This window comes from Rickettsiales bacterium (genome assembly GCA_035765535.1).
GTDB lineage: Bacteria > Pseudomonadota > Alphaproteobacteria > Rickettsiales > JABCZZ01 > JABCZZ01.
The window spans coordinates 78678-104227 of record DASTXE010000006.1; the positions used below are offsets into that span (position 1 = coordinate 78678).

Sequence of the window (25550 nt, forward strand, 5' to 3'; positions counted from 1 at the left end):
CAATCCTTCTTTAAGCCGCATTATTCGCAGCGTCCGCCTTGGCAGCCGGAGCTGTAGCAACAGTCACCATCGCAGGGCGCAGGAGGCGGTCATGCAGCTTGTAACCGGCTTGCAGCACCTGCAATACCGTTCCCGCCGCCGCATCCGTGCTTTCCACCTGAGCCACGGCCTGATGGAAATTATGATCGAACTTTTCACCCTGCGGATCAATGCGTTTTATACCATTGCGCTCGAAGATGCCACCCAATTCCTGCACCGTCATATCGATGCCTTCAGCCACCTGGCGGACGATCTCGCTGCCTTCACGCTGTTCCTTCGTAATGCAGGAAGCCGCACGCACGAGGTTTTCAAGGATATTGACCATATCACGGGCAAATTTCGTGGTCGCGTATTTCGCGGTATCCTCGGTTTCACGCTTAGCGCGGGCACGCACGTTTTCCGTCTCCGCCATCGCACGCATATACATATCCTTCAGACGCGCAATTTCTTCCTCGAACTTTGCCGTCTGATCCTGAGGCGCAGTTTCGTCCTGCTCCCCTGCAAAAGCCTGTTCCTGTGCGACTACCGGCTCCGCCTGCTCCGCGTTTTCCTGTGCTTTATTTTGTTCTTCGCTCATAACTCTCTCGTCCGATGTTGTTGGTCAGATATCTCCCCGTTAAGATAGGGCAATATTGCCGGATTTCAATAGGCGCACATTATAAAGCAAACGCTGAAGAAAGCAAATACTTGCATGTGATGATAAAATATGAAAAACAAGAGGTTCCGTATATAGACAGATGAGGAATTATGACACGCCCCGCCGGACGCCAGCCCGACGCCCTTCGCCAGATTATCCTGACTCCGGATGCCAGCCGCTATGCGGAAGGCTCCTGCCTCGTGCAGTTCGGCGCAACGAAAGTGCTCTGCACGGCCTCGGTGGATAGCAGCGTTCCGCCTTTCCTGCGCAACACCGGAAAGGGCTGGATCACGGCGGAATACGGCATGCTTCCGCGCTCCACCCACACCCGCAGCGCACGCGAAGCTGCCAAGGGCAAGCAATCCGGCAGAACGCAGGAAATCCAGCGCCTGATCGGCAGGTCGATGCGCGCTGTGGTCGAACTTAACAAACTCGGCGAGCGTCAGATCACCATCGATTGCGACGTGATCGAAGCTGACGGCGGCACACGCACCGCCTCCATCACTGGAGCCTATGTAGCGCTGCACCGCGCACTCACGAAACTGCACAAGGCAGGCGAAATCAAAGTATTCCCCGCTCATTCCTTTGTCGCCGCCGTCTCCTGCGGCGTGGTAAATGGCGTCCCCGTGCTCGATCTGGAATATACAGAAGACAGCACAGCACAGGTGGACGCGAATTTCGTCATCACCGGCACAGGTAAACTCGTGGAAGTCCAGTCTACGGCAGAAGAAACGCCTTTCAGCGAAGAAGAATTCGCAGCCATGCTGGACCTTGCCAAGAAAGGCATTGGTGAGTTGGTTCTCTTACAGAAACAGGCGCTGGGGCTCGCATGAAGAAACTCGTCATCGCAAGCCATAACGCAGGAAAAGTCAGGGAAATAAACGCCCTGCTCTCCCCGTTCGGGATCGATGTCGTATCGGCGGCGGAACTGAACCTGCCGGAGCCGGAAGAAACCGGCGCAAGCTTTGCAGAAAACGCCAGTATCAAGTCCGAAGCCGCCGCGAAAGCTTCCCATTTGCATGCGCTTTCAGACGATTCAGGTCTCTGCGTGCCTGCAATGGGCGATGCCCCCGGAATTTATTCCGCGCGCTGGGCTGGCAAAACTAAAGATTTCAGCATTGCCATGCAGCGCATTCATGATGAGCTGAAACAGAAGCAGCTTGAACCTACAGGACAGGCTGCGTATTTTATCTGTGTGCTTGCGCTGACATCCCCTGAAGGCAAAACACAGATATTTGAAGGCCGTGTGGACGGCACACTGACTTTCCCGCCGCGCGGAAACAAAGGGTTCGGTTACGATCCCATCTTCATCCCTGAAGGGCGCGAAATTACATTCGCTGAGATGGAAGCGGAAGCAAAACACGCCATCAGCCACCGCGCCCGCGCATTCGCACAATTGATAGAGCATCTGAAAAGGTAAGGCCCATGATCGAGATTTCCGTCGTGATACCGATGTTCAACGAGTCCGAAGTCATGGAGAAACTGTTCGCGCGCCTGAAGCCCTGCATCGAACAGGTCACCACGAATTACGAAATTGTTTGCGTCAATGACGGCAGCCGCGACGATACGCTTCTCAAACTCCGGGAATTCCATCGTCAGGACCCGCGTATTAAGGTCGTGCATCTGTCACGCAATTTCGGCAAGGAAGCAGCGCTCACCGCAGGGATAGACTATACTGTAGGCAGGGTCGTCATTCCGATCGATGCCGATCTGCAGGACCCGCCGGAAATGATTCCGCAAATGATCGCAAAATGGAAAGAGGGCTATAAGGTCGTGCTCGCCACGCGCCGCAGCCGCCCTACCGACTCCTGGCTGAAGCGTAAATCCGCCGGATGGTTTTACCGTGCGATCAACGCCGTCTCGACCGTAAAGATTCCACCCAACACCGGTGATTACCGTTTGATGGACCGCCAGGTGGTGGATGCCGTGAAACGCCTGCCGGAACGCACGCGCTTTATGAAAGGCATTTTCGCTTTCGCAGGCTTCTCCACGACAACAATCTACTTTGACCGCGAATCTAGAGCCGCAGGCACCACAAGCTGGAATTACTGGGGACTGTGGAAATTCGCGCTGGAAGGCATTTTCTCCTTCACCACTGTCCCCTTGCATATCTGGACTTATATGGGCGCGGTGATCTCGCTGGTCTCGTTCTTCTGGGCGCTGGAAATCATCGTCAAGACCATGATCTTCGGCAATCCCGTGCATGGCTACGCCTCCACGATGGTCGCAGTGCTATTCATGGGAGGCGTGCAGTTGCTGAGCATCGGCATCATCGGCGAATATGTCGGCCGCATCTTCACCGAAACCAAACACCGCCCGGTTTACCTGGTGGAAGAAACACTGGGAATACAACAATGAGGGAATAATCCCTTGACAATATAATTCGAAACCTATAAGATATCCGCGCAATAAGATCGCGAGGTATGATGAACTTCCAGCCACTACGCAAACTCACGCTTACTCCCAAAGGCATCATGCTGGATGGAGAATGCCTCAATAACACTTCTTTTGATCAATTAACCGAACGCTCACAGCGTTATATCGCCCGCGCTAATGACCTATTAAAGCGGGTACACCCTGAAGACTGGGATAGCCATATACCGCACGAGATAAACAATGTCCCCGCATTAGCAAAAGCTCATATGATGTTGGCACTGGCCAATCCAATACTATTGGGTAAATACAGCCCGGACCAACCGCGCGACTGGCATGGTAGATGGACAAATGGTTCAAGTGAAGTTAGCAGTATTCCCCATCGTCAAACAGAGTATCAATTCGCTGATAGTGGCCAAATAATAAATGATGCAAATACATCACCCGCAATCGTTAAAAATCCTGTCAAATTGAATGATGGAACAACTGTTAATGACCGACTACAGGCAAATCTATTTTAATGCCTGCAAGTGTGTCCTTATCAGCAAATGCCCAATTTGGTGAAAACATAAAGAACTCTTCTTGGATCAGCAAAGATGCAGTTATGTTTGAGGCTTTTAAACCTAACGGTACTATGGATTATCAAAGAATATCTTCATCGCTCAAAGATAGTAAAGGAGATGTCCTAATAGATAAAGACTACATTAACTTTGGAAACTTCAATTACGGTGTAGTAGCCGCTGCTGCTGGTTATCCACTTGACGATGCATTATCTTATGCTGCCAAGCTGAATCGTTATCACGCACTAACAAACCGGAATATTAACACGTCCGGAAAATATGGCGGAAATGTACGCAATGAGTATTATATCCGTATGGGATACCTAGCTTACACATCAGATAAAATAAAAGGGGCGCAGTAATGACTCCGGCGAAAGAAGTTTTGCGCATCACTTGCTCATTCTTAATCATAAACTGTATCCTCTACTTCGGAACGTTTGCTGGCTACTTCATTATAACAAGCATACAAGATCGTGCATTTCAGGATATTAATTATCAGGCTATGACTTTATTAGCTGATACTGCCATATTCAGTATATTCGCATTCCTGATGACTGTGCCACTCATACTTCTTACATCAGCAGCATTTATCGCAGGTGGATATGCTATATTAGGAAGACTTCCACTATGGTATGGATTGGTATTACTTCCCCCCTGTACAATAGCCCTTGCTATGCAATACCACCTAGATGGCCACTTTTATAGTGAAGTTACCAAAAGATATATCGCTGAAGGGCTTTGCCCAACTATTCTCGCATATCTTATCGTGTACTGGCGTCTCAGAAAAACCGCACCAGCTCGGAAATCCCAAACGCAACAAGCGCCACACCCGTAACACGGTCAATCATTTCACGCACGCGCACGCTGATCACATGGCGGAAATAGGAAACGCTGATAACCACGCCGCTCAGCCACGCGCATGATCCCATGAATATCCCAGCAACCACCGCACCGCAATCAATCGGCTTGAACCCGCCCTGCGGCGCAAGCACCGTGAAGCTGGTCACGAAAAACATCACCGTCAGCGGATTTGCCAGTGTCATAAGCATGGCGCTGCTGAATGCATAAGGGATAGAAATAGTGGAGCGGCACTCTTTGCCCTCAATCTCCGGCTCAGCTTTCGTAAAATAAATCTTTATACCGAAGCCGATGAGAAAGATCGCCGCAAACAGATGGAACGCCACTTCATGCGCCAATAAGAAATCCGAAACCCGCGTAAGCCCGAGCGCGGCAATAGCAGAATATACGGCATCGCTCGCCGCGACTCCCGCCGCTGTTACCACACCGTATTTCCAGCCATAGGCAAGCGTACGGCGCATACACAGCACATTCATCGGCCCCACCGGAGCCGCCACGGCTATGCCGAACATAAGCGCTTTCAGATAGAGCAGTAGCAGCGCCATGACGCCGTCACACCTTCAGCACATGCACATCGAGCACGGGCTTCTTGCCCAGCTCGTCACGCAGAAGTTTGCGGATAGCAGTGCGCACAGCATCGGTGATCTTATCCACCCCGTCCTTCGGACGCATGCGAGAAAGCACATCGTCAATCTCATCGCGCAGCGCAAGGAACAGATCCTTATCTTCGTTCTGATCGAGTGAACCGGGAGCGGAAATGCGCGGCTCAGCCATAAGCTCATTATCCTTGTTGATGACAAGGCTCGCCACCACGCAACCGTCTTCGCGGATCTTGCGACGCGTGCGGATGATAGGGCTGTCAGCGGCAATAAGCGAGTTGCCGTCCACGGCGATATAGCCTGACTGCACCTGCGCGATCTCCATCGCCCTGCCCTGCGCGAGCAGAATCACGGAACCGTTGCGCGCTTCCACCGTCTCCGTCACCTGCAGCGAACGTGCAAGCTTTGCATGTTCATGGATATGACGCGCTTCGCCATGCGTCGGCACGGCGATCTGTGGCCGCACCATCTGGTACATCGCCGTCAGCTCGTCACGACACGGATGGCCGGAAACATGCACATGGTGGCGCCCTTCCGTAATCACCTCGATACCGCGCAGCGTCAGCGCGTTACACGTATAGGAAATCTTGGTTTCGTTGCCGGGAATCTTGCGTGAAGAAAAAATCACCGTATCACCGGGCGAAAGGCGGATATTCGGGTGTTCGCCGCGCGCCACTTTGGAAAGCGCAGCCAGCGGTTCACCCTGACAGCCCGTGCAGATCACGAGGATATCGTTCTTCGCCACATCGCCGATCTCACGCTCACCCAGAAGCGGATTGATATCCTGCAGGTAACCGCTTTCAACGGCAGCGTTGATTACGCGGCGCAACGAACGCCCTGCAATTGCCACATGCCTGCCAGCCGCCTGCCCTGCCTTGATAATGGATTCCAGACGCGCGATGTTGGAAGCAAATGTCGTCACGATAACGCGGTTCTTACAATCCGCGATAATTTTCTGCAGGCTTTCCTGCACGCCCTCTTCCGACCCCGAAGTGCCATCCGAAAAAACATTCGTGGAGTCGCACACCATGGCAAGCACGCCCTCATCGCCATATTTGCGTAGCGTCACTTCGTCCGTCACCGGACCAACCAACGGAGCCGGATCGAGCTTCCAGTCCCCCGTATGCATGACCACGCCTTTATCCGTACGCAGCGCAATCGCCTGCATTTCCGGGATGGAATGGGTGAGTGGAATCATCTCGAACTCGAACGGATCGAGCTGAATCTTCTGGCCGGGACGCACTTCATGCACGGGCATCTTGAAATGAAGTCCTTCATCGGCAAGCTTCGCCTTGAGCACGGCCATCGTAAAAGGCGTCGCATAAAGCGGGCACCCAAGTTCTTCCCATAAATAAGGCACCGCCCCCAGATGGTCTTCATGCGCATGGGTCAACACAATGCCGAGCAGATCTTTCTTGTATTTCGAGATGAACGTGATATCCGGCAGCAGAATATCCACGCCTGGGATATGCGAATCGGCAAAACCGATGCCCAGATCGATCATGATGAATTTGCCCTTATAGGCATAGAGATTGAGATTCATCCCGATTTCGTTAGAACCGCCCAGCGGGATGAACAGCAGTTCGTCCGCGTATTCCTTGATATTAAATGTCATTTTATATTATAGTTCCAAAAGTTAAGCTGTTACGTTCTTTTCATAAATGAGCCGCAGCCCGTCGATTATAAGATCGGGCTCCAGCGCGTCAATCATCGGCGTTGCCTTAGCAAATAAAGGTGCGAGCCCGCCGGTGGCCACTACATCCATTGCCCGTCCATATTCATTCTTGATGCGCGAGACAATGCCTTCAATCAGTCCTACATAGCCGAAATATACACCCGACTGCATGGCCGAAACCGTATCCTTGCCGATCACCTGGAACGGCCGCTCTACCGCAATGTTGGGCAATTTTGCCGCCGCTTTGTGCAATGCTTCCAGAGAGAGATTGATGCCCGGAGCGATCACACCGCCGATATAATCACCGCGTTCATCCACAATATCGAATGTGGTGGCCGTACCGAAATCCACGACGATCATCGGCTTTTTGTATTTATGCCAGGCCGCCACGGCATTGACGAGCCTGTCCGCACCGACTTCGCGCGGACGCTCGATCTTCGCGAGAATCCCCAGTTGCACGTTCGGCTCGCCAACAATCAGCAGCTCCGTATTGAAATAGCGCCGCGTCAGCATTCGTAAGGCAAAATTCGCCTGCGGCACGACGGAAGAAAGAATCGCAGCCTTGATATGTTTGGGTTCGATATTTTCATGGCGCATGATCTGCAGCAGCCAGACGCAGTATTCATCGGCCGTGCGTCGCGCATCGGTCGCCATACGCCACTGCCCTATCAGCTTGTTGCCGTCGAACACTGCGAAAACAGTGTTGGTATTGCCTGCGTCAATGACCAGCAGCATGCGCGTTCCCTCTCTTTTAGCCCACGGCGGTAATTACTGTAAGCATGGTGCGGGTGGAGGGACTTGAACCCCCACAGGTTGCCCCGTCAGAACCTAAATCTGATGCGTCTGCCAATTCCGCCACACCCGCACTTATATGGGGGATTTATTACAGCATCTATGTGGGAAAAACCAGAATTATTCCATACAAATTAATAACCATCTTACAGGCTAGGCCTTAGGCTTGGCAGAAACTTATAAAGATATGTACCACTACACATATCCCTGCAATGGATAACTGTATTTATACAATATTAACTTATATCGATTATTATAAATAGAGATATCATCGAACACGAGACTATTCGAGTTTATCAAAAATCAATAATTACCTTTATATTCAGCATGTTATATAGAAAATACACATATGTATTTTGAAGGATATGGATGGGGCTATAAAAAAGACACCCTGAAAAGTTCTGCAACCGGGGAAACAGGGACTTTATATGATCCTGGAAAAAACACTAATTTTATAACTCCACCCCGTTTTTATATGAAAGATCCTGTTCCTGCGCCAGGGCAGAAGTTTTCAACCGTGCTCGCATGGGAAATCACGCGAGCATTAATTGAAATTGCTGGGGGGGAAGTTCAAGCAAGCGCAGCCAATAGTGTTAAAGATAAAGATATAGGAACGATTTATACTCAGGATCCATTCTTTGTTATCCCTCAGCTCCAAGTGGCTGTTGGAAGAACTTTAAGTTCCGATTCTGCTCAGGACAAAAGCGCAGAGCTCGATCCAGAAGAACAAGAGAAAGATAAATATATAGAACCGGGGAAAACTCAGAAAGCTATACAAAAAGCTTACGGTCATGCGCAGCAAGAGCATGCCAGGATACTCAAATCAGAAGGGTACATGATACTTACTGTGCTCGGCAATGATATCCAGGGAGGAAATCTACTTTACCATGCTGGAAGCAATACAATATTTCAGGGATATTATCCCGATAGGCCCAACGGAAAGGGAACTGAGGCCGACTGCAAGGAATTGGAGCATGTGCTCCGTAAAATGGTAGATCCATCTATCTCTGTAATTCAAGTCCCAGTTATTCAGGATAAATCACGGACAAATTATAGGTATGTTTTTCACATCGATGAGTACATGAACGTACTACCTAAAGGAGAGATACTTCTTGATAGCAACCTTCTTAGCGCTGAAACTATCGAAAAGATTAAGCAGATCGTTGGAGAAGAGAATGTAATCGCAAATGATAATCTAAAGAAGAATCATAATTTTATTACTGTAGGAGATACAATCATTACAGATGGTATGCCAGTTGATTTGCAAAGGGATTTGGTGGGCAGAGGTTATAATATTATGACACGCCTAGATATCGTAGATAATCCTATACTGTTTAACCAAGTCTTTGAAAAGTTAAAGGAATATGATGTTCGCTCCCGGCCTGCCGCTAAAGAATTGGAATGGGGACGTTCACAGTTTGATAAAACGTTTTCTGCACTTGCGAGTGGCAAAGGACTGGACACGATGGAATCTGGTCCCGTTACAGATGATGAGTTTAAGCGTAGGTTGCGTAATTCACTTGCTTCTGGTGAAACCAACTTAACGATAAGAGATGGGGGAATACATTGTTTGGCGCTTCAAACCTCTCTCGGTGAGCGCGATATGGAACGCCCTACACAAGCTATGGCTACTACCAAACTGCCTGATTTGATTAACCAAGCGATGATATCTACACTATTAGAGTATGCATTAGCACAAACCTCAAGCCTTCTTGCTGCCCAAAATAGTGCTCAACCACAAGCACATGAAAGTAAGCCATCCACGCCCACAGCAACTCATGGCTCCTCCGAATCATCAACAGAAAATCGAGCCGCTCTTAGAGAAAACGATGTTGTCCCTCCCGTACCAGCTATGAGTTTTTCTGGATTATCCAGTTTAACTAGCACAGCGTTATTCTCTTCACTCAAGGATAGTTTAACAAAAATGAAAAGCGTAACTGCAGCACAAGCGCATGTAGAAGATACGGTATCCACTCCTGCGGCAACTCCTACTCATGAATCTTCAGGATCACCCATAGCAAACAGCCCTAGTCGCAGAAGATAAACACCGTAAAATAATGCTAATTTCAAAAAGTACTGGAATTGACGCGCGATGATTTCACGCATCCTCATGAATATGATGCCATCAAAAAATCACAGAAGCACACCTAGCGGCTATCCAACTATTCATACAATTAACTACGCTATTTTTGCAGCTTCCCCTCTTGCACCAGCAGATACCCCCGGTTCTCCACCGTGTCGAACGTGCGCATGGCCGCGATCAGATCATTAGCCGGAACCCATACCCAGTTAAACTCCATAGAGTTCACATCCAGCACAAGAAATGAATCAGACTGTGCGTCATATGCTCCAAGCGGAGAGATATGCCCCAACTCCTCCTGCCCAAGCGCCTTGCGTGAATAATTCACGAGCACATAATCACCCGCCTGCTGCAGGTTATCTGTCAACTCCTTGCGGATAACCAGATCGCTGAGCGATGCATCGGCAACACGTTCGGTAACATCCAAGCCGTATGAGCGTAACAGCGCGGCAAGCTGTGACAATTGCAGACCGTAATCGGAAACGGGCTTGCCGTTAATCTGAACGGGTTTTCCCAACACCGCCATCCTGCTTTTGGTATGGCTGTTCAGCAAAGTGTCCTGCGAATAACGATGATAGATGGGATCGAATCCCTTCGGCATGTAACGCCTCTCTGCTTTGGAAAGCAGCGCATTATCCTGCGGCTTGGCGTAGGCAGGATTATGCAGGCGCAGTGTATTGAGCACGATTACGGAAGAAGCCACACCGCAGAATAGTTTATTCTCCTGGCTCTCAAAATGATTGGCGAGTGGAAAGAAATCTACTTTTGCCTGCGAACGCTCAAGCCGCTTCATGCCCTCGGCACTGTCAAAATTGATAAGATCGGCAGCGAATAACGGCTCACTCCACGCAATTACAACAGAAAGAATAAAAAGAACAAGGCGCATAATCTCTCCCTTTTCAATGCCGGTAAATAATAGTGAAAACCGCGCTGCGATAAGCGCGACAGTAGGTAAAGCATCCGCCGGATGATTCCGAAAAAACGGCCAACACGCTATGCGTTCATGCTAACATGAAGAGCACGGATTGCAAGGAAACCCGGCAAATATCTGAGCATTCAGGAAAACTCTTTTTTCAGTGCAAAGTTGCAAAACACGCATTGACGGTCGTCCTATAGTTAGGGTATGGCTATGCCCCTCAGCAAGAACTTGATGACGACGACAGATATGGAACTTACAGCCTTTGATGGACAGAACGTAACGGTAGCCTTCTCGCGCGAAGAGTTTCAAACCCTGGTGCGGATGTGCAGGTTCGTCAGCAGCGCATACGATACAATCGAACGCGAGCTGATTACCATCAACAGCCCTAGACACAAAGTAGATGTTGTCCTGGGTGGAGTGGATACCGTCGCTGCTAAAACCGCCATTAAATAAGACCACTTTAAAACCGCAATAAGACCGCCCGGAGGATATAATGAAACCGCATAAAGAAGATCACATTTTGGCTTTGAACTTATCGGCGAATTCCGGCAGCGGCAAACAACCCGAACATGTAAAAACGCCAGTTCCGTCAAAGATGATGAGCGAAATAGAAATGCTGAACCATCCGGCTTATATCCGCCAGTCCGCCCAGCTCATCAAACAGGCGCTGGATGAGGGCTGCGACGTGCTGCAACTGCCCAACGGCGATATCGTAACCACGATGACCAAAACCGTTGTGACACAATATATCTGGAAAGATGGCAGACTGGTGGAAGTAAAAGCGAAACCAAAGCGGGCAAGAAAGAAACAGCTCCCCAAATGGCAAGACAGGATACTGGTCGCAGCCTAATACATGTAGAGCAGCGAGAGATACACGCGGTTATCGGTGTAATTGTCGCTGGCGAATTCAGAGGTTCTTTTTGAATATTGGTATTGAGGCTTCAAACCGATACCCTCAGCGAGCTTGTATTGAAAATTGATGCCGCTGTAATAGAGCTTCGTATTGCGATCGAATGCAGGATCACCGCCTACGTAATCGACATTGTCCATTCCGCCGAATACCGTTCCGGTCAGGCTGAGCGATAATTTTTGCTCCAGCGAAACTTTATGAATCGTATGAACGACACCGGCAGCGCCTTCGACGGTTTCATCGTTAAAATCTTTATCCATGAACAACGACAGTTTTGTCATATCTGTAAATGTCCAGCCGAGATTAAAACCCAGGTAGGGTTTTCGTGTGGAGGAAGTGCCTTCCTCATAAGTGCGATAGAGGTATCCGCCGAAAACGCTTCCTGCAATGCCGCGCGGAGTGCTGAATTCATAACCTAGCTTATTGTTCGTACCTGCGGAAGTCTGGTCAGGTCCGGAAGGAAGCGAAAAGCGCGTACGGTCATAGAGCGTACTGACGAATATATTGTTATCCGGCATGGTCTCATATTTGATCGTCACACCGGCGCTCTTATCATTGCGATCCAGCACATCGCCAAAGCCTGCAAACCCAGATGGAATCCCACCGGAGAGTGATATATCCTGGTTCTGTCCTGTTACATCAAGCTTAATGGCTGCTACCGAGCGGACGAATTCAACATTCTCCGCTGTCGTCTTATAGGATACCGGCTGCTGGCCGATACTGTTTGCCACCGCTCCAAGTTCCTGATGCCTCTTCACACTGGAAGCACCGACAATGACATAGGTGTCCTGGGCAATATCATATTGTCCGGAAGCGAGCGCACCATAATCAGAGAAACTTTGCTGGTCGTTATTACGGTAAAAGCCGAAATCACCTTCCGCGCCCAGGAAGATAGCATTACGTTCCCAGTTGGACTGTATGCCGAGCGCCGGTTTGACATCTGTAATCCAGTCGGATTTCTTGCCAGAGGGAGTTAGGAAAATATTATCGTCATACGCCGTCTGCAATTCGATGCCTGGGCTAATAAGAAAACCGCCAGCCTTTACGCCGATTGGCAGATTGTCTTCAATTGCCCTTCTACGGACCGTCAACACGTCATCGGGCGTTGTGGATTGTTTCTGCTCAAGCGGCACGTAATCAGGAATAGGTGCCTGATCTTTTTCTTTGCGTAAATCATCGACAGGCGTAGTGGAAGTTTCCTGCCGCTGCAATTGCAGCTGTTGCAATAATTGCTGTTGTGCCGGAGTATCATTGGATGGAAGCGATTGCAGATCCGGATTCACCTCCTGCTGCTGCTCAGCCCATACCGATTCCGGAATAACAAGAAAAGGCACGATGCCAGCGGCAACCGATGCAATAACCCGAAAACACCCTATACGGCATGGCCGCATGTCTTCTCCTAAGCCGCGCTGATTAATTTAGGTAGCAGGAAGTCAGACCCAACCGTGATGGTTTTATACTTGCCGATATCCACTTTATTGATCGCCACGCCCAGCACAGGAGTCGTAATCCCCTGCAGGATCGCAAGCATATTGTTAATGCTTTGGCGCGGGGTCTTGATCCACTCGGTAACCACCATGATGCCATCTGCCTGTTCAGCGATGGAGTTAGCTTCCGAGTTAGCCAGCAGCGGGCAGGAATCGATAAGAATGTAATTATAGTTCTGCTTCAGCTTGTCCAGCAACGTCCGCAGGTTCGTGGACCTCAGCGCATCCGGCGCATGCAGCGCCTGGCCGCCTGCACGCATGACGCAGAATCCGTTCCTGTCCGTCACAATAGCCTTGGACACTAACTCGTTGTCGATCAGCGCATCGGTAAAGCCAAGCCCGTTAGCATCCCCGGTCATCTTGCTGATGGTCGGGAACATGAAGTCGGCATCGATCACCAGCACCTTATGTCCAAGCGACATCAGATAGTAGGCCATGGAAACGGTAAAGGTGCTGCGGCCCTCCTTCGGAAGCGCGGAAGTTACCAGAATCGCGCGGGCTGCACTGTTCATGATACCGGACATATAGATACGCTTGATAGCTTCCTTGTAGATGGTATTTTCGCGGCTGAGCATCGCTGCCAGAGGTTCCGCAATCTGCGGAATAATGCCGATCGGTTTCTGTGCAAGCCTGCGTATATCTTCGAAATTGCGGATACCGCCGCGCATGATTTCCATAAAGAATACGGTAAACAGAGCCAGGCTCACCGAGAACACAGCGACGATAGCAAGCAGCAGGCTCTTGGGCGGTGTCGGGCTATCCGGCGGAACAGCCGGAGAAGCAAGGTAAGCGTCCGGACGGGCCAGCGTTTCCTGCGACTGTATGCTTGCATAGTTTTTCAGCAGATTGTTCAGCAGCTTTTCGCTGGCTTCTTCCTGCGCCTGAAGACCACTGAGCGCAATCTGCTTACCGCGCAGGTCATTTTCCTGCTGGTTCAGAACCTGCAGGCGCTCTCTCAGCATTTTCACCTGAGCCGTCGCTTCGGTATTATCCGTGTAAGCAGATCTCTTGATCAGGTTTTCTTCGCTGGCAATAGCGTGGTTGATCTGTTTCAACTCGCTCTCAGCTTCTATAACCTTAGGATGATTGGGACCGTATTTGGAACGCAATGCGCCCAGCTCTTGCGACGTGGTGCTGGCCTGTGCCTTAAGGTTCTGAATCAGGTTAGAATTGATAATTCCCGGCAAAGCATTTGGATGGGCTTCTTTCTTGGCGCTGTCGATAGCCGTGATTTTCGAATTAGCAGCGTACTGATCACCTTCCGCTACCAGTAACTGCTCAGCAACGTTAGAGATTTCCTGGTATATCAGCTGCTCTTCATTCTTACCGACCACCAGATTCTGCGCGGCGCGATAATCTTCCACCGCCTTGGATTTCTGCTGAACGTCAGCCTGCGCATCCTTGATTCTCGCTTCGAACCATTGGCTCACTTTCGCCAGACGTTCTTTTTTCAGAGTCACCTGTTCATTAAAATATGCAGCGGCATGAGCATTGGCAACTTTAGCAGAAAGTTCCGGGTCATGTGATTTGAAGGACACTTCAACCGCACGCGAGGTTCCTGCATTCTTAACGGTCAGGTGGCTGACAAACTTATCAAGAACATCGTCCATGCTCTTAAGAGACGCATAATCCGGGGCCTTATCGAGCGCCGTTGCCTGAACCGTCTGCTTTGCTACTGCGAGAGAGTTGAGAATATCCACTTCGGTCTGTACGGTGGTCTCGTCAAATTTGGTACCTTCCGTCACATCCTGGAAGTCGGCAAGGTTCAGCGAGTGGTCGCTGAGGATGACGATGGCGGTAGCTTTATAAGAACTGGGAAGAAGGAAGACAACTGATACTCCGAGTATCAAAGTCGTCAGCATAATCTTGAGCATCAGAAAGCGGCGGCGCCACAACATCCACAGGATATCCTGCAAACTGGGAATCGAATCCATCGTATGGGTAGAAGAGGAATTGCTGTACATGACCTGATAATCTCAAAATGGAATAACTCAAACAAGGCGTTTTGCCCATTTTAGGCGCATTCGTCAAGAAATATACTTAAAAAAATGAAATTATTTTACCGCACTTCAACGTTTATTGGATGGAAAAGCTTGCAATCCGTACCTCTTTAGGATATGGCTGCGCATAATTTTAACCCTAAAACTTTCAGTCGGTTAGCATGCTATCTCCTCAAATGACAAACTTAAACGGTAAAAAACAACGTGTTATGGTTGTTGTCGGCACCCGTCCGGAAGCCATCAAGCTGGCTCCCGTTATACGGGCAATGAAAGCAAGCCCACTTCTAGAAGTAGTTGTATGCGCAACCGGCCAGCACACGGACATGTTATTCCCGATCCTCGACTGGTTCAATATTAAACGTGATTTCACGCTCGACGTTATGAGGCACCAGCAGCCTCTTTCGCACCTCGCGGGAAAACTCCTCTCCGGTTTATTCGACGTGATTGAAGAAGTACACCCCGACACCGTCATGGTTCAGGGTGATACCACGTCGGCATTCATCGGCGGTCTGGCCGCATTCTATAGCTATGACCATTTCTGGAAAAACCAGCTGCGCAACACCCCGTTGCATATCGCTCATGTCGAAGCAGGCCTTCGCACCGGGGATAATTATTCTCCGTATCCGGAAGAAATTAACCGTAAGCTTATCGGCCATATGTGCGACTGGAGCTTCGCCCCGACTGACGAATCCGCCGCAGCCCTGCGCCGCGAAGGCATCACCGAAGGGATTTATGTCACCGGGAATACCGTAATCGATGCCGTGTTTGAAACCTGCGAAATGCTTAAACAGGCTCCCCGCGATGTCCTGTCCCATATCGCTCCGGACAGAAAAGTCGTTCTGATCACGAGCCATCGCCGTGAAAACTACGGCAGCGGCCTGGAAGAAATCTGCCGCGCGATCAAAACCCTCTCCGAGCGCTATCCGCACATCGACTTCGTCTATCCGGTGCATTTGAACCATCATATCAAGGAACCCGTGCATGCGATGCTGGGTGGCATGAAAAACGTTCATCTGATCGAACCGATGGGCTATCCCGACTTCGTTGCCCTGATGATGCGCAGCTACCTCATCCTCACCGATTCCGGCGGCGTTCAGGAAGAAGGTCCGTCACTGGGCAAACCCGTACTGGTAATGCGCGATAAAACCGAAAGGCCGGAAGCGATTTCCGCCGGAACGGCAAAGCTGATCGGCGCGCATGCCGACCAGATTGTCAAAGAAACCAGCGCGTTGATCGACAATGAAGTTGCTTACAGGAAAATGGCGCATGCCGTAAATCCTTACGGGGACGGAAAAGCCAGCCAGCGCATTGTGAACCTGCTGACCGGTGAAACCGCAGAAAATAACACATTCCGGTATGCAGCAGGTTAATATGATCGACGCAGCAACTTATCTCGAAAACCCCACACACCGCATCACATTCATGAGCACTCCCATGGACGCGATCACCATGGAAGAAACCATCGCCATTGCAGAACGCGCCATGGTAACGCGCAAGCGTCTTCAGCATGTTGTGGTGAACGTAGCCAAACTTGTGAACATGCAGACAAATAAAGCACTATATGAAGATGTCTGCGCGAGCGACCTGATTAATATTGACGGTATGGGAGTCGTCTGGGGAGCGAGGCTGTGCGGACATAAGGTGCCCGAACGCGTCAGCGGTGTCGACATCATGGAAAACCTGCTAAAACTCTGCGAAGCAAAAGGCTTCCGCCCGTATTTCTTCGGCGCAAAACAGGAAGTTCTGGAACAGGCCGTCGCCAATATCAAACAGCAATACCCGAAGCTGCAGATTGCGGGCTATCGCAACGGCTATTTCACGCCGCAGGAAGAAGAATCGATCATCCGTGATATTGCCGCCTCCAATGCGGACTGCCTCTTCATCGCCATCACCAGCCCGACGAAAGAACGCCTTCTGGCCCAGTATAAGGACATTATCAATGTTCCGTTCCTGATGGGCGTAGGCGGCTCCATTGACGTGAAGGCTGGCTTTGTAAAGCGCGCACCGGTATGGATGCAGCGCATCGGCCTGGAATGGTTCTACCGCCTGGCGCAGGAGCCGAAACGTATGTTCCGCCGTTACTGGAACACCAATGTCAGCTACGCTTTCATGCTATTCAAAGAATGGCAGAAAGCATAATTTAAACTGAACACGAAACTTTAGGAGAAGGTCTATGAAAGCCGTCGATTCCTTACGCATGGGTATAGTATGCATCACGATGCTCCTGGGAGCTTCCATATTGTCTGGTTGCGCCATTCCCGGCGCTGCGTCGCAGGATGCACCTGCGGATGTTAAAAACGCCGCTGCTTATACACTGAATCCCGGCGATGTGATCAAACTGACCGTATACATGGAAGAAAACCTGAACGGCCAATACACGGTGGACCGTCATGGTGCCGTCACCATTCCTCTCATCGGCGATGTAGAGGCACAGGGCCTTTCAAAGGAACAGCTGCAGGCTAAAGTGGCCTCCACCCTTGTTAAAGGCGGTTATCTGAAAACCCCCCTCGTGACCGTAGATGTGATCAGCACGCGACCGTTCTATATCCTGGGTGAAGTAAAGAATCCGGGCAGCTACGTATGGCAGCCCTCGATTGACGTGTTCAAAGCCATCGCAACGGCAGGCGGCTATACGCCCCGCGCTGCTCAGAACAAGATCTTGATTGACCGCGGTGTCGGTGATGAAAAGAAACGTTATAACGCCACGGAAGATACTCCCGTGCTGCCGGGCGATTCTATCACCGTGCGTGAACGGATATTCTAATCTGTTTCCCTCCACATGAAGCTTATCGTTCATAAGATACTCAATAACCGGTTATTTATCCGATTGATAAGCCTGGGTGATCAGGTATTGTTTACAGGCGGCAACTTCCTGCTGACGATCCTGTTCACCCGCTATTACAAAGACACGGAACTGGCTGCATACGGCATGGCCGTTTCAGCCGCGCTGATCCTGCAGGGCGTCCAGCGCAACAGCTATGTTGTACAGAACTCCCTGCTGAGCGCACATGTGCTGATGAGCCGGGGCAGGAAAGTGCTCGCGGAGCAGATTGTCGCCGTAGTTCCCCTGCTCTGCCTGCTTGCAGTACTGTCTGTCATTACATGGATATTCTGGCCGGGCAGTGACTTTTCCCTGATCACTACCGCCTCCACCATCTGTTTCTCCATTTACGCGCAGCTCGAATTCGAGCGTATGATGCTGGTAAAATATAAGAAGATCATTATCCCCTTCATCACTTCCTGCATTTACGTGCTGCTGGTGACTGGACTTATTTTTACCCATGAGACATTCAGCTTCTATGAAGTAATGGTCATACTGCTCGTTTTCACCACACTGAAATCACTCATTATTATCTTCATCGTAGGCAAGCCGGATTTCAAAGGCGGCTGGAACTACCTGCGTAGCGACATGCGCCGCAATGCCATCTCCTCCCTGATGGGCGTGATTGGCTATGCCGGGTATATGCAGGCCCCCGTCATTATTCTAGGTATATTCTGCCCGCAAAAAGTGGAAGTGGCCGCCTATGTGGCCATGCGCGGTGTCATGCAGCCATTGGCACTTGTCATACGCAGCATGGATATTATCGATAAAAGCTATTTCCACGAGAAGTCCACAGGCACAGGCGGTAACATCCGCAAAGTCATGAACGCGCAGATCATGCTCTACGGAGCCGTGAGCCTTGTACTGTCTTTAGGTATATCCATTTTCGGCAAACCGATCGTACAGCTGCTGTATCACGGTAAATATTTGGAATATACAAATAATATTTACTTCTGGGGCGTCATTACCGTGTTCTTTGCCATACTGCAACCCCTCGAAAGCGTTATCATCATCTACAAACAGCTGCCACGCTACAATATCATCCGCCTGTGGATAGGCATCGGGACCTGTCTTCTGGTGTGCCTGACCGCAAAACCATTCGGTGCTCTGGGTGCGGTATTCGTCAGTATGCTTGCAAGCATCGCCGGAGCGGCAGCCGCAATCCTGACCGCCCATAAATATCTGAAAAACACCTAAAAGCAGGACTGATATGCCCGCACGGCAGTATAAAACTTACGAAAACACCAATACTTTGGAAAAGGCACTGGGTAAGCTGCATCAGATAGCTGCTTGCCATTTCAGCAAATCCATGCGCAGCATTCCGCAGGATTTCCGCTGCGTCAGCATCTGCTTCGATGATTTTCCTGAGACCGCCGCCATTGCGGGCGCGGCTGCCCTGGAAGAGGCAGGCGCAAAAGGCACATTCTATACCTGTTTTGGTCAGTTGGGCGAAAATAGCCCCGGCGGAGTATTGGCAACAGCAGAGCAAGTCACGGATCTTGCAAAGCGCGGACATGAAATCGGCTGCCATACTTACGATCACATCAACTGCTCTTTTGAAAGCACACGCAGGGTTACGGCTTCCTGCGAACGTAATATCGAAGCTGCAGCTGCGCACAACCTGAAACTAGCCAATTTCTCCTATCCTCAATGGGGCATGAGCCTAGGAGCAAAGAAACTCGTGCAGCAGCATTATGATTCTGCCCGCAGCGGCATTCAGGGTATCAACGCAGGCGAATCCGATCTTTACTGCCTCAAAAGCGTTCCGCTCTACGAACGCAATAGGGAAACAGTCCGCAATCTCATAGACCAGGTTGCAACCCACGGCGGCTGGCTTATCATCTATACACATGATGTAAGCAATACACCGTCGGAGCATGGCATTTCACCTGCTTCCTTTAAAGGAATCATCCGGCACTGCGTTCAAAAAGGCATCCCGCTAAAGACAATTGCGGATGCCCTTAAATCACTGAACGCTGATGGACGCAGGAGCGTTTGAAGCGGGCTCAACACGTGCTGGCATATGATTGCCAAAAACACTGCCGCTTGCTTCCTTATGCTTGAAATCAAAGAACTTCATCGCATGCTGTGAATTGCCTTCCTCTGTAAATTTATTATCGGCAATTTTCACATCCTTGGCATTCAGGACACTCACCACTCCCGATTTCAGATAACCCGGCGTCCTGGTGGAAACTTCATTACCCACAAAGCGCTGGTTGGAGCTTTTATGGTTAAACTCGCCGATCTGCGCTGCAAAATGCACAGGATCAACAAATTTAGCGCCCTTGGCATAGCTCTGCTGGCCTCTCAGCACCGCCGCAACGCCAAAATGCACAAGCGTAGCCCCCTCAATCCCTGAACCGCCATCTTCATTCTGCGTATAGAACCCGATAGAATCGTTATTCTGCTTACCGCCGGTACCCGGGTCGTTCCTGATGACCTTATGGGTGCTGCCTTCCATAACGAGTTTAGGTCCTGCAATAACCTGGGCTCCGCCGCCGCCGCTGTTGGATACGCATACAGCAAACCCGGTACAATCCATATAACCGCCATTAATCACGACTTTGCCGGGCGCACTGGTCGCATAGTCAATGGCATTGAGATTATGGGTTCCAGCTTCCGTTTCCGGATTATCTGCCACAAAGTCCGGCCCTTTGCGAATATCTACATTCTCAATCGTCCATTGGCCGGATTGAATTTTAATGATCCTGCGCGTATAGCCATTATACCGCGCCACTACGTTATGAATAACGCCGCCTTCCGTGCCCAATTGCGCCTGGAAATAGTCGTTATCCATTTTACCGTCGCCGCCGGACATCTCAAACGTGCCTATATCCACCGGACCGGTGCGCCATAATACAATGCCCCGCACAGCTCCACGGCCGTTTCCATAAGCTCCGACGCCAACGCTATGAAAATCTGCAAAAACCGCTTTACGAATAGCAACGGATTTCGTCCCCTCGAGCCAAAGCCCTGCGACCATATCCGTTGCTGTCTGGCTTGGGTATCCCAGATCGACCATATGCACATCGCCAGCCCTGAAAGTACCATTCAGCACTTTGACGGCCGTCTGCGCCATTCCTTTGCCATCGACATTGATATGCTTGAGAGTAATGTTGGAATTATCAAACTGCCACAATACGTTAACCTGGGATGCAGGTTCAAGCACCGCCCTGTCCGCAAAATCAATTGTCAGGTTTTGCCCGGAAACATGCACCTCGCCGGTCTTGACCGTCCCCTGGAAAACATAATCACCGCCTTTATTGAAAAGAGCCTGTATTTCCCTGGTTTGATCCGTTCCGTCGCCCGTGAAAACAGTGGGGTTAGCAAAAGTTGCTCCAGCGCAAAAAAAGCTGCTGCAGAGCGCCATAAGCATTATTTTATAATGTTTGTTCATATTTATAAATTGCCACAAGTTATAAAGGACTATAGATAATAGGGGCTTTTAATATAAGCACAACCACCAATTTGGCACAGCCAGGCGCCCATGCAAGTCACTAACAAATTAAAAAACATAACGAAATTCGTATTATTTATTAATGCATTCGCCATTGAAGCCGTATTTCGCGCCAGGTCCATTGCAGATAAATCCATCGACCTGCAGGTGATTATCAAAATGGGTATCTGGGTGCTGACATTCATGTTCTGCATCGGCTCATTCAAACTCTGGGGTAGAAAGCTTCTCCGAATCGACAATATCTGCCTTTTCATGCTGTTGATCCTGATTACGGCATCGTGTTTTTACGCGCCTGATTTTCTCTATAGCGCAGCAGCGGCATTTTCACTATTTTCAATTATTTTCTTGATGCTTATGGTGTCGGAGGTGCTGGATAACCGGGAAATGCTTCTGCCTATTATCTACGGCTGTACGCTGGTGATGGCGATTTCCATTGTGGTGTATTTCGTCAACCCGGACTTTGGGCGCATGAAAGACTGGGATGGCGGGCAGCTGGTCATGACAAGAAGGCTCACCGGCATCGCGGGCAACGCGAATACTGCTGGCTACATCTCCGCCATCTGCCTGCTTACGCTGTATTATTACCGGGAATATATCCCCGGCAGACTACCGATGCGATACTGGTTATGCGTCGTCATAAATTTCGCAACATTGCTGATGAGCAATAGCCGTACCTCCCTGATGGCACTGTTCATCTCCATCGGCATTGCAGGACTTATGAAACCGTTTCCTGCCCGCCTGGCGGCTATCTTCGGCTGCATATGTGTGGCCATGTTGTTCATTTTTGCTGTCCAGCTCAACTGGATCAATATCGACGCATTATTCGCCCTCGTAGCACGCTCCGGTAGCGCGAGCGAAATTGAATCCGGCACCGGCAGAACGGCAATCTGGGCAGTGGTCATAGAGATGATTCACCAGCGCCCCTTCTTCGGATGGGGGTATGGCTCCACAACCAAACTGATTCCTGAAGCAAGCGCCCAGGTGGGCTTTACTGCCGACCATGCCCATAACGCGCTTCTGCAGGTTGGTGTATCGGTCGGACTGGTCGGGCTGGCACTATTCATCACGGTTATCTTCACCAAGCTTTTTTACTCCGTAAGATCCGGCGTACAGTTAAACGTGGCCTTCATCGTATTCCTGCTCATCGACGGCCTCACGGAACCTATTGCATTCCAAGGGGTAGCCACTACAACAACCCTGGCGCTGGCGACAGTGCTTGCTCTAAACTATGGTAAGGAAAATGCGTCCAGTAATCGTTCATATCAGCAATGACTATCCCGATCCGCTGCAGCCGGATAAAACGTTAGCCATACGTAACCTGGTGGAAGCCACGCCGGAATTTCGTCATGTGGTCTATTCGCTGAACCGTGTTAATGGCCTCGGGGGCATTACGAGCATTCCGTTCGGTGAAGACCGCACTGCGGTCGCTTACGGCGCGCTTCCTAAAGGACTGTTCTGGGAGCGCAGACTGGAAGCCGTGGCGGACTGGATCAGCGCCGACATGAAGCAGAAGAACATCGTGCCGGATCTTATCGAAGCGCATAAGATCACCGTGGAAGGCATCATCGGCCAGAAACTGGCTGCCGAATATAACTGCAAGCTGGTGTGCGACATCCAGGGCGGCTCGGATTACAAACTGCTTAAATTCAAACGCAATCTCTGGAAACGATTCGGCGAAATCGCCAAGGCATCTACCCTTATTTTTCCCTATGCACCATGGGTCGTTCCGCATTTTGAAAAAGCAGTGGGCCTTGACCCCAGCAAATGCCGCAATCTTCCTGTCCTGCCGGGTTTTGACGCCCTCTCCTCCTCCAGTGTCAGTTCAGCGCCACGCCTGATTACGCTGCTGCGCTTCAGCGACAGGAAAAATAAAAACATCGCAAGCACCATTGCGGCCGTAAACCAGCTCGCCGCGAAATACCCTGCAATCACTCTGGATATCTACGGTGGTGGCGGCGCAAAAGACCTGATGGAATTGCGCAAAGTTATTGACAACGACAATATTGACGGGCGGATCAACTTCAAAGGCCCGATTGCCAACAATGTGTTGACTCAGATCATGGGGCAATACTCTGCCCTTGTTATGCCGTCTTTTACGGAAACCTACGGACTCGTCTATGCCGAAGCGTTATTCTGCGGCGTTCCCGTTCTGTTCACCAAAGGCCAGGCTATTGACGGCTACTTCGATACAACGAAAATCGGCTATGCCTGTAACCCTGCCTCCGTGGAAGATATCGCTGCGGGCATTGAGCATCTGCTGAAGAACGAAGCGGAATTAAAACGTAATATCGCTCAGATGCAGGCATCAGGTGCACTGGATTTTATCCGCAGGAAAGACATTATCGATACTTACAGAAATGAATTGCTGAAGCTTCTGCCCTCTTCCGCTGCGCAGTAGCATTAACTTGCAGGAGGTAACTATGCCCGCCAAACAAAAGCTCATGGCAAGAACGAATGAAACCCCATTCACAAAGCTATATCGTCTTTTTACCTTTTTTCTCTATATCGCCATATTCAGGCATACGCCGGAGGATTACAGACCGTACGCGCTTTTCTTTCCGCATATACGCAATTTCCTTGTCAGGCAGTTTTTAAGCCAGTGCGGCTCAAAGATCCGTGTTAAAAGCGGTGCCGACATTTCTCCCAATATCTCCATCGGCAATGAGAGCGAACTGGGCACACGCTGCGTCATCGCAAAGAACGTAACGATCGGCGATAATGTCATTATGGGGCCGGATGTAAAAATATACAGCGGTAACCATGTTCATGATTCGCTCGACGTTCCTATCCAGAAACAAGGTGATGTCTGGCATAGCGTCACTATCGGCAACGATGTCTGGATCGGCGCCAACGTCATTATCCTGCCTAAAAGAAAAATCGGCAATCACGCTATTCTTGCAGCTGGCTCAGTGATTACCAAGGATGTGCCGGATTATGCCATTGTCGGTGGGAACCCGGCCCAAATCATAAAATTCAGAAAACCACAGGCTGCCTGAATAAATTATTGCGCCTGTTTAAGTTTTCTTAACAATTTCCAATTACAATGAGCTTATACTAACTCATCCAATAATTGTTTCATTACGAGAAAAAATTTTCGGATAAAAAGATAAGACTGTTATTAATCAATAGGATATGTAAAACAAAAAGCAGTGACAATTTCTTCCTAATCGTGCATATAGTAGGACTTAGTAAACACTCATTAATGATATTATGTCACCACTTATAACATACGTTAAAAAAGGTCTCAGCACTTGTTATATGCCGGAGAAGGGCTGTTGGTCCTATATTTATCATCTGGACGGCCGTGAAGCTCCGAACGAATCCCTGCCGGCATGGGACACATTTTATTCGCTGAATGTCATTCTGGGACTGGCAGCTTGCAGCCATAACCATGAAGAAAAAAGCTATGATCTGGAAATGATGCTGAAGCAGAATGCTCAGCATCTGCTGGAACGCCCCGTCCCGACATATGCCTTTGGCATGGCCCTCTGGGCGGCCGCAGAACTGGGAAAGTCCCTTGAAGCGCCCGTTTACTCCCGCATCCGCAACCTGGTGTTCAACCGCAAAGGATGGGTGGAATTCCGTGCGCAGGATATCGGCCTGCTTCTGTCCGGCATCTCGCAGCAGAAAATGAAAGGCTCTAACGATTTTGAAGAAGAAGCGCATGCGCTTTACCACTGCATCAAGCAGCATTACCTGGCCCCGTCCGGTCTTTTTTATGATACCGCAACGGGCTTCCGGAAGAATTTCTCATCTTTCGCTACCCAGACCTATCTGATTACCTCTTTTTATCACTACGGCACCGCCTACGGGAATGAAGAAGCGCTGGCACTGGCAGACGCATCCGTCAAAAAGCTGATGCTATTGCAGGGTCCTGAGGGGGAATGGCCGTGGTTCTATAATTCCTCCAGGGGAATTGTCATTGATAATTATGAAGTTTATTCCGTCCATCAAGGCGGCATGGCGCCATTATTCCTGGCTTTTGCTGAAAAACGCGGCATTCCCGGAGCACATGAAGCCATCATCAAAGGCTTTAATTGGCTGTTCGGCAATAACCAGCTTAAGCAGAGCATGATGATCCCGGAAAAAGGAATGTTTTACCGATCCATCATACGAAAAGGCGAATTAATAAGCAAAAAGAGACGCATAGCCAGAGCCATCGTTAATAGCATTACGGGAACTTCGGATCACTATGCACCACCATCGCAATTGACACTACGCAAAGAGTGCCGTAGCTATGAGCTGGGATGGATGCTGTATTCTTTTGGCAGCCGCACGGACCTGCCGCAGATTACAGAACATCCGGAGTTTATAACCGCTAATAACAGGCACAGTTAATTTTC

General features: G+C 50.0%; 25 protein-coding genes and 1 tRNA gene. 17 read left to right on the forward strand and 9 right to left on the reverse strand.

All coding sequences use genetic code 11. The features are described 5' to 3' along the window. Window positions 1-10 precede the first annotated feature (10 nt). Window positions 11-616 (reverse strand): nucleotide exchange factor GrpE, encoded by a 606-nt coding sequence (locus tag VFT64_09020; protein ID HEU5047965.1) that lies wholly within the window; start codon window positions 614-616, stop codon window positions 11-13. 170 nt (window positions 617-786) lie between these two features. Here VFT64_09020 and rph point away from each other — a divergent pair, with 170 nt between their 5' ends. From rph to VFT64_09045, 5 genes are all read left to right on the forward strand, one after another. Next, the gene (gene rph, locus VFT64_09025; GenBank protein ID HEU5047966.1) at window positions 787-1509 is read left to right on the forward strand and encodes a ribonuclease PH; all 723 of its coding nucleotides are present in this window, start codon (window positions 787-789) and stop codon (window positions 1507-1509) included. Next, the gene (rdgB, locus tag VFT64_09030; protein HEU5047967.1) at window positions 1506-2096 is read left to right on the forward strand and encodes an RdgB/HAM1 family non-canonical purine NTP pyrophosphatase; all 591 of its coding nucleotides are present in this window, start codon (window positions 1506-1508) and stop codon (window positions 2094-2096) included. The genes rph and rdgB overlap by 4 nt, the downstream gene beginning before the upstream one ends. Before the next feature lie 5 nt (window positions 2097-2101). Then, window positions 2102-3034, forward strand: coding sequence for a glycosyltransferase family 2 protein (locus VFT64_09035; protein ID HEU5047968.1), 933 nt, complete (start codon window positions 2102-2104; stop codon window positions 3032-3034). Between the two features lie 65 nt (window positions 3035-3099). Further along, the gene (locus VFT64_09040; GenBank protein ID HEU5047969.1) at window positions 3100-3570 is read left to right on the forward strand and encodes a hypothetical protein; all 471 of its coding nucleotides are present in this window, start codon (window positions 3100-3102) and stop codon (window positions 3568-3570) included. Then, window positions 3570-3971: a hypothetical protein gene (locus tag VFT64_09045; GenBank protein HEU5047970.1), complete on the forward strand. Its 402-nt coding sequence runs from the start codon at window positions 3570-3572 to the stop codon at window positions 3969-3971. Before VFT64_09040 ends, VFT64_09045 begins: the two co-directional genes overlap by 1 nt. Before the next feature lie 417 nt (window positions 3972-4388). Here VFT64_09045 and VFT64_09050 read toward each other — a convergent pair whose 3' ends face one another. From VFT64_09050 to VFT64_09065, 4 genes are all read right to left on the reverse strand, one after another. Then, the gene (locus tag VFT64_09050; protein ID HEU5047971.1) at window positions 4389-5012 is read right to left on the reverse strand and encodes a LysE family transporter; all 624 of its coding nucleotides are present in this window, start codon (window positions 5010-5012) and stop codon (window positions 4389-4391) included. A 7-nt stretch (window positions 5013-5019) separates the two neighbouring features. Beyond that, window positions 5020-6681, reverse strand: a complete 1662-nt coding sequence (locus VFT64_09055; GenBank protein ID HEU5047972.1) for a ribonuclease J — start codon at window positions 6679-6681, stop codon at window positions 5020-5022. A 21-nt stretch (window positions 6682-6702) separates the two neighbouring features. Further along, window positions 6703-7476, reverse strand: a complete 774-nt coding sequence (locus tag VFT64_09060; GenBank protein ID HEU5047973.1) for a type III pantothenate kinase — start codon at window positions 7474-7476, stop codon at window positions 6703-6705. Window positions 7477-7521: 45 nt separating this feature from the next. Beyond that, window positions 7522-7606: transfer RNA gene (locus VFT64_09065), tRNA-Leu, on the reverse strand. Window positions 7607-7882: 276 nt separating this feature from the next. Here VFT64_09065 and VFT64_09070 point away from each other — a divergent pair. Then, window positions 7883-9577 (forward strand): hypothetical protein, encoded by a 1695-nt coding sequence (locus VFT64_09070; protein HEU5047974.1) that lies wholly within the window; start codon window positions 7883-7885, stop codon window positions 9575-9577. A 139-nt stretch (window positions 9578-9716) separates the two neighbouring features. Here VFT64_09070 and VFT64_09075 read toward each other — a convergent pair whose 3' ends face one another. Continuing rightward, the gene (locus tag VFT64_09075) at window positions 9717-10499 is read right to left on the reverse strand and encodes a phytochelatin synthase family protein (GenBank protein ID HEU5047975.1); all 783 of its coding nucleotides are present in this window, start codon (window positions 10497-10499) and stop codon (window positions 9717-9719) included. A 264-nt stretch (window positions 10500-10763) separates the two neighbouring features. Here VFT64_09075 and VFT64_09080 point away from each other — a divergent pair, with 264 nt between their 5' ends. Further along, window positions 10764-10985: a hypothetical protein gene (locus tag VFT64_09080; GenBank protein ID HEU5047976.1), complete on the forward strand. Its 222-nt coding sequence runs from the start codon at window positions 10764-10766 to the stop codon at window positions 10983-10985. 40 nt (window positions 10986-11025) lie between these two features. Further along, complete coding sequence (locus VFT64_09085) at window positions 11026-11382, forward strand: DUF2671 domain-containing protein (protein ID HEU5047977.1); 357 nt, start codon at window positions 11026-11028, stop codon at window positions 11380-11382. Here VFT64_09085 and VFT64_09090 read toward each other — a convergent pair. Further along, the gene (locus VFT64_09090; protein HEU5047978.1) at window positions 11379-12833 is read right to left on the reverse strand and encodes an outer membrane beta-barrel protein; all 1455 of its coding nucleotides are present in this window, start codon (window positions 12831-12833) and stop codon (window positions 11379-11381) included. The two genes, VFT64_09085 and VFT64_09090, sit on opposite strands and share 4 nt — an antisense overlap. Window positions 12834-12841: 8 nt before the next feature. Then, a complete protein-coding gene (locus tag VFT64_09095; protein HEU5047979.1) occupies window positions 12842-14893 on the reverse strand; it encodes a polysaccharide biosynthesis tyrosine autokinase in 2052 nt (683 codons plus the stop codon). A gap of 245 nt (window positions 14894-15138) precedes the next feature. Here VFT64_09095 and wecB point away from each other — a divergent pair, with 245 nt between their 5' ends. Genes wecB through VFT64_09120 form a run of 5 tightly spaced genes read left to right on the forward strand, consistent with a single transcriptional unit; the run spans window position 15139 to window position 19749 of the window. Beyond that, window positions 15139-16299: a UDP-N-acetylglucosamine 2-epimerase (non-hydrolyzing) gene (wecB, locus tag VFT64_09100; GenBank protein ID HEU5047980.1), complete on the forward strand. Its 1161-nt coding sequence runs from the start codon at window positions 15139-15141 to the stop codon at window positions 16297-16299. Window position 16300: 1 nt separating this feature from the next. Further along, window positions 16301-17068 (forward strand): WecB/TagA/CpsF family glycosyltransferase, encoded by a 768-nt coding sequence (locus tag VFT64_09105; protein ID HEU5047981.1) that lies wholly within the window; start codon window positions 16301-16303, stop codon window positions 17066-17068. 34 nt (window positions 17069-17102) lie between these two features. Further along, complete coding sequence (locus tag VFT64_09110; protein ID HEU5047982.1) at window positions 17103-17693, forward strand: polysaccharide biosynthesis/export family protein; 591 nt, start codon at window positions 17103-17105, stop codon at window positions 17691-17693. Between the two features lie 15 nt (window positions 17694-17708). Further along, a complete protein-coding gene (locus VFT64_09115; protein HEU5047983.1) occupies window positions 17709-18947 on the forward strand; it encodes a hypothetical protein in 1239 nt (412 codons plus the stop codon). 13 nt (window positions 18948-18960) lie between these two features. Next, a complete protein-coding gene (locus VFT64_09120) occupies window positions 18961-19749 on the forward strand; it encodes a polysaccharide deacetylase family protein (protein HEU5047984.1) in 789 nt (262 codons plus the stop codon). On the opposite strand, the gene VFT64_09125 is transcribed toward VFT64_09120, so the two are convergent. Continuing rightward, a complete protein-coding gene (locus VFT64_09125) occupies window positions 19717-21147 on the reverse strand; it encodes a hypothetical protein (protein HEU5047985.1) in 1431 nt (476 codons plus the stop codon). The genes VFT64_09120 and VFT64_09125 overlap by 33 nt on opposite strands. Window positions 21148-21237: 90 nt before the next feature. Between VFT64_09125 and VFT64_09130 the strand changes: the two genes are divergently transcribed. From VFT64_09130 to VFT64_09145, 4 genes are all read left to right on the forward strand, one after another. Beyond that, window positions 21238-22479: an O-antigen ligase family protein gene (locus VFT64_09130; protein HEU5047986.1), complete on the forward strand. Its 1242-nt coding sequence runs from the start codon at window positions 21238-21240 to the stop codon at window positions 22477-22479. Beyond that, complete coding sequence (locus VFT64_09135; protein HEU5047987.1) at window positions 22448-23605, forward strand: glycosyltransferase family 4 protein; 1158 nt, start codon at window positions 22448-22450, stop codon at window positions 23603-23605. Before VFT64_09130 ends, VFT64_09135 begins: the two co-directional genes overlap by 32 nt. A 22-nt stretch (window positions 23606-23627) precedes the next feature. Continuing rightward, window positions 23628-24203 carry an acyltransferase gene (locus VFT64_09140; protein ID HEU5047988.1) on the forward strand — a complete coding sequence of 192 codons (576 nt, stop codon included), beginning with the start codon at window positions 23628-23630 and terminating at the stop codon, window positions 24201-24203. A gap of 262 nt (window positions 24204-24465) precedes the next feature. Continuing rightward, window positions 24466-25545: a hypothetical protein gene (locus VFT64_09145; GenBank protein ID HEU5047989.1), complete on the forward strand. Its 1080-nt coding sequence runs from the start codon at window positions 24466-24468 to the stop codon at window positions 25543-25545. Window positions 25546-25550 lie beyond the last annotated feature (5 nt).

Bases quoted from the DNA above. Each gene is read 5' to 3' on its own strand.
- VFT64_09130 (HEU5047986.1), top strand. From the start codon at position 21,238: ATGCAAGTCACTAACAAATTAAAAAACATAACGAAATTCGTATTATTT.
- VFT64_09110 (HEU5047982.1), top strand. From the start codon at position 17,103: ATGAAAGCCGTCGATTCCTTACGCATGGGTATAGTATGCATCACGATG.
- VFT64_09035 (HEU5047968.1), top strand. From the start codon at position 2,102: ATGATCGAGATTTCCGTCGTGATACCGATGTTCAACGAGTCCGAAGTC.
- VFT64_09115 (HEU5047983.1), top strand. From the start codon at position 17,709: ATGAAGCTTATCGTTCATAAGATACTCAATAACCGGTTATTTATCCGA.
- VFT64_09090 (HEU5047978.1), bottom strand. From the start codon at position 12,833: ATGCGGCCATGCCGTATAGGGTGTTTTCGGGTTATTGCATCGGTTGCC.
- VFT64_09070 (HEU5047974.1), top strand. From the start codon at position 7,883: ATGTATTTTGAAGGATATGGATGGGGCTATAAAAAAGACACCCTGAAA.
- rdgB (HEU5047967.1), top strand. From the start codon at position 1,506: ATGAAGAAACTCGTCATCGCAAGCCATAACGCAGGAAAAGTCAGGGAA.
- VFT64_09105 (HEU5047981.1), top strand. From the start codon at position 16,301: ATGATCGACGCAGCAACTTATCTCGAAAACCCCACACACCGCATCACA.
- VFT64_09060 (HEU5047973.1), bottom strand. From the start codon at position 7,476: ATGCTGCTGGTCATTGACGCAGGCAATACCAACACTGTTTTCGCAGTG.
- VFT64_09120 (HEU5047984.1), top strand. From the start codon at position 18,961: ATGCCCGCACGGCAGTATAAAACTTACGAAAACACCAATACTTTGGAA.
- VFT64_09085 (HEU5047977.1), top strand. From the start codon at position 11,026: ATGAAACCGCATAAAGAAGATCACATTTTGGCTTTGAACTTATCGGCG.
- VFT64_09045 (HEU5047970.1), top strand. From the start codon at position 3,570: ATGCCTGCAAGTGTGTCCTTATCAGCAAATGCCCAATTTGGTGAAAAC.
- VFT64_09095 (HEU5047979.1), bottom strand. From the start codon at position 14,893: ATGTACAGCAATTCCTCTTCTACCCATACGATGGATTCGATTCCCAGT.
- VFT64_09135 (HEU5047987.1), top strand. From the start codon at position 22,448: ATGCGTCCAGTAATCGTTCATATCAGCAATGACTATCCCGATCCGCTG.
- VFT64_09055 (HEU5047972.1), bottom strand. From the start codon at position 6,681: ATGACATTTAATATCAAGGAATACGCGGACGAACTGCTGTTCATCCCG.
- VFT64_09020 (HEU5047965.1), bottom strand. From the start codon at position 616: ATGAGCGAAGAACAAAATAAAGCACAGGAAAACGCGGAGCAGGCGGAG.
- VFT64_09125 (HEU5047985.1), bottom strand. From the start codon at position 21,147: ATGAACAAACATTATAAAATAATGCTTATGGCGCTCTGCAGCAGCTTT.
- VFT64_09145 (HEU5047989.1), top strand. From the start codon at position 24,466: ATGCCGGAGAAGGGCTGTTGGTCCTATATTTATCATCTGGACGGCCGT.
- rph (HEU5047966.1), top strand. From the start codon at position 787: ATGACACGCCCCGCCGGACGCCAGCCCGACGCCCTTCGCCAGATTATC.
- VFT64_09050 (HEU5047971.1), bottom strand. From the start codon at position 5,012: ATGGCGCTGCTACTGCTCTATCTGAAAGCGCTTATGTTCGGCATAGCC.
- VFT64_09080 (HEU5047976.1), top strand. From the start codon at position 10,764: ATGACGACGACAGATATGGAACTTACAGCCTTTGATGGACAGAACGTA.
- VFT64_09075 (HEU5047975.1), bottom strand. From the start codon at position 10,499: ATGCGCCTTGTTCTTTTTATTCTTTCTGTTGTAATTGCGTGGAGTGAG.
- VFT64_09140 (HEU5047988.1), top strand. From the start codon at position 23,628: ATGCCCGCCAAACAAAAGCTCATGGCAAGAACGAATGAAACCCCATTC.
- wecB (HEU5047980.1), top strand. From the start codon at position 15,139: ATGGTTGTTGTCGGCACCCGTCCGGAAGCCATCAAGCTGGCTCCCGTT.
- VFT64_09040 (HEU5047969.1), top strand. From the start codon at position 3,100: ATGATGAACTTCCAGCCACTACGCAAACTCACGCTTACTCCCAAAGGC.